Source organism: uncultured Neisseria sp. (genome assembly GCF_951230505.1).
In the GTDB taxonomy this organism is placed as follows: Bacteria; Pseudomonadota; Gammaproteobacteria; order Burkholderiales; family Neisseriaceae; genus Neisseria.
On sequence record NZ_CATNVN010000084.1, the window covers coordinates 1 to 7,896 of the forward strand.

Below are 7,896 nucleotides of genomic sequence, written 5' to 3' on the forward strand. Positions count from 1 at the left end.
CATAGTCGATGGTGGTTTGGTCGACGGCAACCATGCCTGAGCGCGCACCGGCTTCGATCGCCATATTACACAGAGTCATGCGGCCTTCCATAGAAAGGCTGCGGATGGCTTCGCCACCAAACTCGATAGCATAGCCCGTACCGCCTGCCGTGCCGATTTGGCCGATGATATAAAGCGCTACGTCTTTAGCGGTAACACCGGGTTTCAGACGGCCTTCAACGGCAATCAGCATGGATTTGGATTTTTTCGCGGTAATACATTGGGTCGCCATGGTGTGCTCGACTTCGGAAGTGCCGATACCGTGAGCCAATGCACCGAATGCGCCGTGGGTAGAGGTGTGCGAGTCGCCGCAGACAACGGTCATGCCGGGCAGGGTAGCGCCTTGTTCCGGGCCCATAACATGCACGATGCCTTGGCCTTTATCCATAAACGGGAAGTAGGCGAGTGCGCCAAACTCTTTAATGTTTTTGTCTAAAGTATCGACTTGCAGTTTGGAAATCGGGTCTTGGATACCTTTGTCCCAGTCGCCGGTCGGGGGGTTGTGGTCGGCCGTGGAGACTACGCTGTCGATACGCCAGAGTTTGCGGCCGGCCATTTTCAAGCCTTCAAATGCTTGCGGGCTGGTTACTTCGTGAACCAGGTGGCGGTCGATGTAAAGCAGGACAGTGCCGTCTTCTTCTTCGCGGACGACGTGGCTGTTCCAAAGTTTATCGTAAAGGGTTTGTGCGCTCATGATGAGTATTCTTTGCTATTGGTAGGTATGAATGATGGTTTGCGTTTATGGGCGGATTTTAGGCTTTTTATAGGGGCTGCGCAATAGAAATTTGTCCAATTTTTAAAATTTGTTGCAAAGTTTCAAAAACATTTGTCAAGAATTAGACAAATTGTAGAATTGTTGACAAAAAGATTCATCTTATCTGAAAGAATGCTTGTCGAAATGCACTAAAAAGTTCTATCATTCTCACTCAACCCACACTTACCAAGAGGTATAGAGAATGAAATTACCGGTAATGGCTCCTGAGCATCTGACTCAATTACGGGAATTTGAGAAAAAAGTCCTTGCCAATCATGCCAAAATCGAAGCATGGTTCCGTTCGCATTGGAACGAACACCGTCCGCCATTTTATGGTTCGGTTGACATCCGTAATGCCGGTTACAAAATTTCATCTATCGATATGAACCTGTTTCCGGGCGGCTTCAATAATTTGAATCCCAACTTTATCCCGCTGGCGGCGGTTGCCGCGCAAGATGCGGTACAGCGCGCATGTGAAACGGCAAAATCCGTATTGATTATTCCTGAAAACCACACGCGCAACACATTCTATCTGCAAAACGTTTACGCCCTCAGCGAGATTTTGCGCTCGGCAGGATACGAGGTGCGCTTGGGCAGCCTGAATCCGGAAGTGACTGAACCAACCGAGTTTGAAACCGCATTAGGCGACAAAATTTTGCTTGAGCCTTTATTGCGTACCCGTGAGCGTGTACATCTCGCAGACGGTTTCTCACCTTGCGTTGTTTTGTTGAATAACGACTTGTCTGCGGGTGTTCCCGATATTCTCAAAGGCATCAGCCAAACCGTTTTGCCTCCATTGCACGGCGGCTGGACGACTCGCCGTAAAACCGAACACTTCGGCGCGTACAACCAAGTTGCTGCCGACTTTGCCAAGTTGATTGACATCGACGAATGGCAAATCAATCCTTATTTTGAAAAAATCAGCGGTCTGGATTTCCAAGAGCGTGAAGGCGAGGATGCGTTGGCGGAAGCAGTAGAACGCGTGCTGGCAAAAATTCAAGCCAAATACGACGAATTGGGCATTACCGACCAACCTTTCGTGATTGTCAAAGCCGACGCAGGTACTTATGGCATGGGCGTGATGAGCGTTAAATCTGCGGATGAAGTGCGCGGCTTGAACCGTAAAAACCGCAATAAAATGGCGAAAGTCAAAGAAGGCTTGGAAGTTAGCGAAGTTATTGTCCAAGAAGGTATTTATACCTACGAAACCATGAACGGTGCCGTGTGCGAACCCGTTGTGTATATGATGGACCGTTTCGTTATCGGCGGTTTCTTCCGTGTACACGAAGGGCGCGGCGCAGACGAAAACCTTAATGCCGGCGGCATGGTATTTGTGCCACTGTCCAACAGCATTCCCACCGGCAGTGGCGACAATTCCCAAGAAGCGCCCGAAGCCTGCAAGCGCGTATTTGAACAATGGGACTCGCTCGGCATGCCACGCTCCGAAAAAGACTGCGACGTGGACAACGAACACAACCGCCTCTACGTTTACGGCGTAATGGCGCGCCTGTCCTTGCTTGCTGCCGCATTGGAGCTGGAGAAAACCGCGCCTCAAGCCTAATAAAACGTTGATCGATATTGTCAGGCCGTCTGAAAATTAGTTTTCAGACGGCCTTTTCTGTCTGTACAATTCATTCTAACTAAAAAACATGATTTATTTTTATGAGCAAACCAGCCAATCCAGTTGAAATAACCGACAATCTGCCAGACCAAACCATACAGCGCAGCAATACCGACAATGCGCCGCGTTCTGCTATCCATCAAACCTTGTATTCCGCCGATACCTTTGCTCAGCATGATTATCTTGCCGGAAAAAACTTGCCCGATATTGCCCGCCCGCAAGAAGGTCAAATTGACTGGCTGCATTTTGTCGGCATCAATGATGTTGTCTTGCTCAAACACGCGCTTGAGCCTTACGGCATCCATGAGCTGGTGATTGAAGATATTCTTAGCCGCAAACAGCGTCCGAAAATCGAAGACTACGGCAGCTATGTTTTTACTGCCGCACAGGTTTACCACTATACCTCCACGGGCAAGCTCCATTCTGACCAAGTGTATGTGATTATCGGCAAAGATTTTGTGTTGTCTTTCCAACAAAAACCGTTGGGCTTGTTCAGCCATCTCCGCCGGCAGATGCACGAAAATCCGCACAATATTTTGAACAAAAATACGGCGTTTCTTGCTTATTGCCTGCTCGACCGTATTGTGGACGACTATTTCATTGTTTTGGAATCGTACAACAACCGTGTCGAAGTAATAGACAAGTCCCTGTTTAAAAACGAAAACAGCGATATTCTCAGTAAGATTCATCGCCTCAAGCGAGATGCCGTCCGTCTGCGGCGCACGCTCTTACCATTGCGCGATGTGTTCTACCAACTGGCCGTACGCGGCGATTTTGCCATTTTCAAAGGCGAATCGACCGTCTATCTGCGCGACGTGTACGACCACAATATGCAGCTTATCGAGTCGCTTGATGCCTCGCGTGATATGGTGTTGAGCATGATGGACATTTATCTTTCCTTCCAATCCAACCGCATGAACCAGCAAATGCGCGTGTTGACGGTTATTACCATTATCTTTATGCCGCTGACCGTCATCACCGGCATCTACGGTATGAACTTCGACAATATGCCCGAGCTGCATTGGCATTACGGCTATTTCATGGTTTTGGGTGTGATGCTGTGCATCATTATCGGACTGCTGATTTTCTTTTCGCGTAGAAAATGGCTGTAAACGGGTAGGTAAGGGGTTGAAAGTCAACGTTTAAAAACGGTAGAATGATTTTGCACACGTGCAGTCTGAAGTTTTCAGACAATTTAAAAATAAATATCAAAAGGAGAAGAAACTATGAAACCGGAACGCCAACTACCTTCCCATGAGCTGATCATGTCCGAGCTGATGATGCCTTATACGGCAAACTTCAGCGGCAATGTTCACGGTGGCGATCTTTTGCGCCTGCTTGACCAAGTGGCATATTCCTGCGCCTGCCGTTACAGCGGTACCTATTGCGTTACTCTGTCTGTTGATAAAGTATTGTTTAAAGAGCCTATTCATGTCGGCGAACTGGTAACCTTTTACGCCAGTATCAATTACACCGGCCGTACTTCTATGGAAGTCGGTATCCGTGTGGAGGCGCAAAACATCCACACAGGCGAAGTGCGTCATACCAACAGCTGCTACTTCACCATGGTTGCCGTTGAAGACGGTAAGCCGGTTCCTGTACCGCCTTTGGAAATCAATACACAGCGCCAACGCTGCCGTTATGAAAGGGCTAAAAAGCGCAAAGAGTTGAGTCTGCAGGCTGCGAACGAAGATTCTGGCTGCAACTAAATTGAATTTATTAAATAATGAAGGCCGTCTGAAATCCTGTTTCAGACGGCCTTCAAGCAAAAGCCATAAACCGCTTGTTTTGTGGTAGAATCAACAAGATTTTTGCCATACGAAATTACAGATAATCATGACCGACGCAACCATCCGCAACGACCATAAATTTGCACTTGAAACCCTGCCTGTCAGCCTTGAAGACGAAATGCGCAAGAGCTACCTCGATTACGCCATGAGCGTGATTGTGGGACGAGCCCTGCCGGATGTCCGCGACGGTCTCAAGCCGGTACACCGTCGCGTGTTGTACGCGATGCACGAGTTGAAAAACAACTGGAATTCCGCCTATAAAAAATCGGCGCGTATCGTCGGCGACGTTATCGGTAAATACCACCCCCACGGCGATACAGCCGTTTACGACACCATCGTCCGTATGGCGCAAGACTTCTCCATGCGTTATGTGTTGATTGACGGTCAGGGCAACTTCGGTTCTGTCGACGGCTTGGCCGCAGCAGCCATGCGTTATACCGAAATTCGCATGGAAAAAATTTCCCATGAAATGCTGGCGGATATTGAAGAAGAAACCGTCAACTTCGGCCCCAACTATGACGGCAGCGAACATGAGCCGCTGGTATTGCCGACTCGTTTCCCCGCGCTGTTAGTCAATGGATCGTCCGGTATTGCCGTCGGTATGGCAACCAATATCCCACCGCACAATTTGGGCGATACCATCAATGCCTGCCTGCGCTTGTTGGATGAGCCTGAAACTGAAATCGACGAGCTGATCAATATTATCCAAGCGCCCGATTTCCCAACCGGCGCAACTATTTACGGCTTGAGCGGCGTGCGCGAAGGCTATAAAACCGGCCGTGGCCGTGTAGTGATGCGTGGTAAAACCCATATAGAACCTATCGGTAAAAACGGCGAACGCGAAGCCATCGTTATTGATGAAATCCCATATCAAGTCAACAAAGCCAAGCTGGTTGAGAAAATCGGCGAATTGGTACGCGAAAAAACGTTGGAAGGCGTATCCGACCTGCGCGACGAGTCCGACAAATCCGGTATGCGTGTCGTGATCGAATTGAAACGCAATGAAAATGCCGAAGTCGTTTTGAACCAACTCTACAAACTGACCCAGCTGCAAGACAGCTTCGGTATCAACATGGTGGCCTTGGTTGACGGCCAGCCGCGCTTGCTGAACCTGAAACAAATCCTGTCCGAATTCCTGCGCCACCGTCGCGAAGTCGTTACCCGTCGTACCTTATTCCGCCTGAAAAAAGCGCGTCATGAAGGCCATATTGCCGAAGGTAAAGCAGTTGCTTTGTCCAATATCGACGAAATCATCCGTTTGATCAAAGAATCTGCCAATGCACCGGAAGCCAAAGAAAAACTGCTGTCCCGCCCATGGCGAAGCAGCTTGGTTGAAGACATGCTCAGTCGCACGGATTTAGACCTGCAAATGATGCGCCCTGAAGGATTGCCAGAAAATTTGGGCCTGCACAGTCAAGGCTATTATCTGAGCGAATTGCAAGCCGATGCCATTTTGCGCATGAGCTTGCGTAACCTGACCGGTCTTGATCAGGAAGAAATTGTCGGCGAATATAAAAACCTGATGAGCAAAATCATTGATTTCGTGGATATTCTTTCCAAACCTGAGCGCGTTACCCAAATCATCCGCGAAGAATTGGCAGACATCAAAGCCAACTTTGGCGATGAGCGTCGCAGCGAAATCAATCCGTTTGGCGGCGATATCGCCGATGAAGACCTGATTCCGCAACGCGAAATGGTCGTTACCCTGACTCATGGCGGCTACATCAAAACCCAGCCGACAACCGATTATCAGGCGCAGCGTCGCGGCGGCCGCGGCAAACAGGCAGCGGCAACCAAAGACGAAGACTTTATCGAAAGCCTGTTTGTTGCCAATACGCATGATTATTTGATGTGCTTTACCAATTTGGGCAAGTGCCATTGGATTAAAGTGTACAAACTGCCGGAAGGCGGCCGCAACAGCCGCGGTCGTCCGATTAACAACGTTATCCAATTGGAAGAAGGCGAAAAAGTCAGCGCCATCTTGGCCGTCCGCGAATTCCCCGAAGACCAATACGTCTTCTTCGCCACCGCACAAGGCATGGTGAAAAAAGTCCAGCTGTCTGCGTTTAAAAACGTCCGCAGCCAAGGCATTAAAGCCATCGCGCTTAAAGAAGGCGATTACTTGGTCGGCGCAGCGCAAACCGGCGGTGCGGACGACATTATGTTGTTCTCCAACTTGGGCAAAGCCATCCGCTTTAACGAATATTGGGAAAAATTGGGTAACGATGAAGCAGAAGATGCCGATATCGAAACCGAAAACGAGGATTCAGACAGCCTGGATGATGAAAATGCCGAGAATGCATTGCCAAGCGGCAAACACGGTGTCCGTCCGTCCGGTCGCGGTAGCGGCGGTTTGCGCGGTATGCGCCTGCCGGCCGATGGCAAGATTGTCAGCCTGATTACCTTCGCCCCTGAAGCCGAGCAAAGCGATTTGCAAGTTTTGACCGCTACTGCCAACGGCTATGGCAAACGTACGCCGATTGCCGATTACAGCCGTAAAAACAAAGGCGGCCAAGGCAATATCGCCATCAATACCGGCGAGCGCAACGGCGATTTGGTTGCCGCGACTTTGGTCAGCGAAACCGACGACCTGATGCTGATTACCAGCGGCGGTGTCCTGATTCGTACCAAAGTTGAGCAAATCCGCGAGACCGGCCGTGCTGCCGCAGGCGTCCGCCTGATTAATCTGGACGAAGGCGAAACCTTGGTCAGCTTGGAACGAGTGGCTGAAGAGGCTGAAGATGAAGCCGCTTTAGAAAGCGATGCAGCTGAAAACCAAGTGGTAGAAGCTGAAGATACTCCGTCTCAAGAATCTTAAACGTCAATGAAAAAGGCCGTCTGAAAAGTTTTCAGACGGCCTGCTTATTCCAAAAGAAAATCCCGTGAGCGCAACCGAACCGTTCGATTTACCTCTTTTTCTGAAAAATCTGCCTAACCTGCCTGGCGTGTACCGTTTTTTTGACGAAGACAACAATGTTTTGTATGTTGGAAAAGCGGTCAATCTCAAGCGGCGCGTTTCCAGCTATTTCCAAAAAAACGACCATTCGCCGCGCATCGCATTGATGGTAAAACAGGTTCACCATATCGAAACCACCATCACGCGTTCCGAAGCCGAAGCGCTGATTCTCGAAAACAACTTCATCAAAGCCTTGTCGCCGAAATACAATATCCTTTTCCGCGATGACAAAAGCTATCCTTATTTGATGCTCAGCGGCCATCAATATCCGCAAATGGCGTATTACCGCGGCACGTTGAAAAAGCCAAATCAATATTTCGGCCCATATCCGAACAGCAACGCCGTGCGCGATAGCATTCAAGTATTGCAAAAAGTCTTTATGCTGCGTACCTGCGAAGACAGTGTATTCGAGCATCGCGACCGCCCTTGTCTGCTTTACCAAATCAAACGCTGCACCGCACCTTGTGTCGGCCACATCAGCGAAGAAGATTACCGCGACAGCGTGCGTGAAGCTGCGACTTTCCTCAATGGTAAAACCGACGAACTGACGCGTACCTTGCAACACAAAATGCAAACCGCAGCCGCGAATTTGCAATTTGAAGAAGCCGCCCGTTATCGCGATCAAATTCAAGCACTCGGCATCATGCAGAGTAATCAGTTTATCGACAGCAAAAACCCGAACAATCCCAATGATATCGATTTGCTGGCGCTGTCTGTTTCAGTAGGCCTGGTTTGC

6 protein-coding genes are annotated in these 7,896 nt (G+C 49.4%); 5 read left to right on the top strand and 1 reads right to left on the bottom strand.

Annotated elements, in window-relative coordinates; translation table 11 throughout:
- Positions 1-733: aconitase family protein (locus Q1M25_RS06435; RefSeq protein ID WP_300483089.1), on the bottom strand; the 733-nt coding region annotated here is incomplete at its 3' end.
- 262 nt (positions 734-995) lie between these two features.
- On the opposite strand from Q1M25_RS06435, the gene gshA reads away from it, so the two are divergent.
- From gshA to uvrC, 5 genes are all read left to right on the top strand, one after another.
- Positions 996-2,354: a glutamate--cysteine ligase gene (gene gshA, locus Q1M25_RS06440; protein WP_300483093.1), complete on the top strand. Its 1,359-nt coding sequence runs from the start codon at positions 996-998 to the stop codon at positions 2,352-2,354.
- 101 nt (positions 2,355-2,455) lie between these two features.
- A complete protein-coding gene (gene corA, locus Q1M25_RS06445; RefSeq protein WP_300483095.1) occupies positions 2,456-3,526 on the top strand; it encodes a magnesium/cobalt transporter CorA in 1,071 nt (356 codons plus the stop codon).
- Positions 3,527-3,640: 114 nt separating this feature from the next.
- On the top strand, positions 3,641-4,123 hold the full coding sequence (locus Q1M25_RS06450; RefSeq protein WP_003686444.1) for an acyl-CoA thioesterase: 483 nt from the start codon (positions 3,641-3,643) through the stop codon (positions 4,121-4,123).
- Between the two features lie 127 nt (positions 4,124-4,250).
- The gene (gene gyrA / locus Q1M25_RS06455) at positions 4,251-7,022 is read left to right on the top strand and encodes a DNA gyrase subunit A (protein ID WP_300483098.1); all 2,772 of its coding nucleotides are present in this window, start codon (positions 4,251-4,253) and stop codon (positions 7,020-7,022) included.
- A 64-nt stretch (positions 7,023-7,086) separates the two neighbouring features.
- A partial coding sequence (gene uvrC, locus Q1M25_RS06460) for an excinuclease ABC subunit UvrC (RefSeq protein ID WP_300483101.1) occupies positions 7,087-7,896 on the top strand: 810 nt, incomplete at its 3' end.

Coding starts and splice junctions, on each gene's coding strand:
- gshA (WP_300483093.1), top strand. CDS start 996: ATGAAATTACCGGTAATGGCTCCTGAGCATCTGACTCAATTACGGGAA.
- corA (WP_300483095.1), top strand. CDS start 2,456: ATGAGCAAACCAGCCAATCCAGTTGAAATAACCGACAATCTGCCAGAC.
- Q1M25_RS06450 (WP_003686444.1), top strand. CDS start 3,641: ATGAAACCGGAACGCCAACTACCTTCCCATGAGCTGATCATGTCCGAG.
- gyrA (WP_300483098.1), top strand. CDS start 4,251: ATGACCGACGCAACCATCCGCAACGACCATAAATTTGCACTTGAAACC.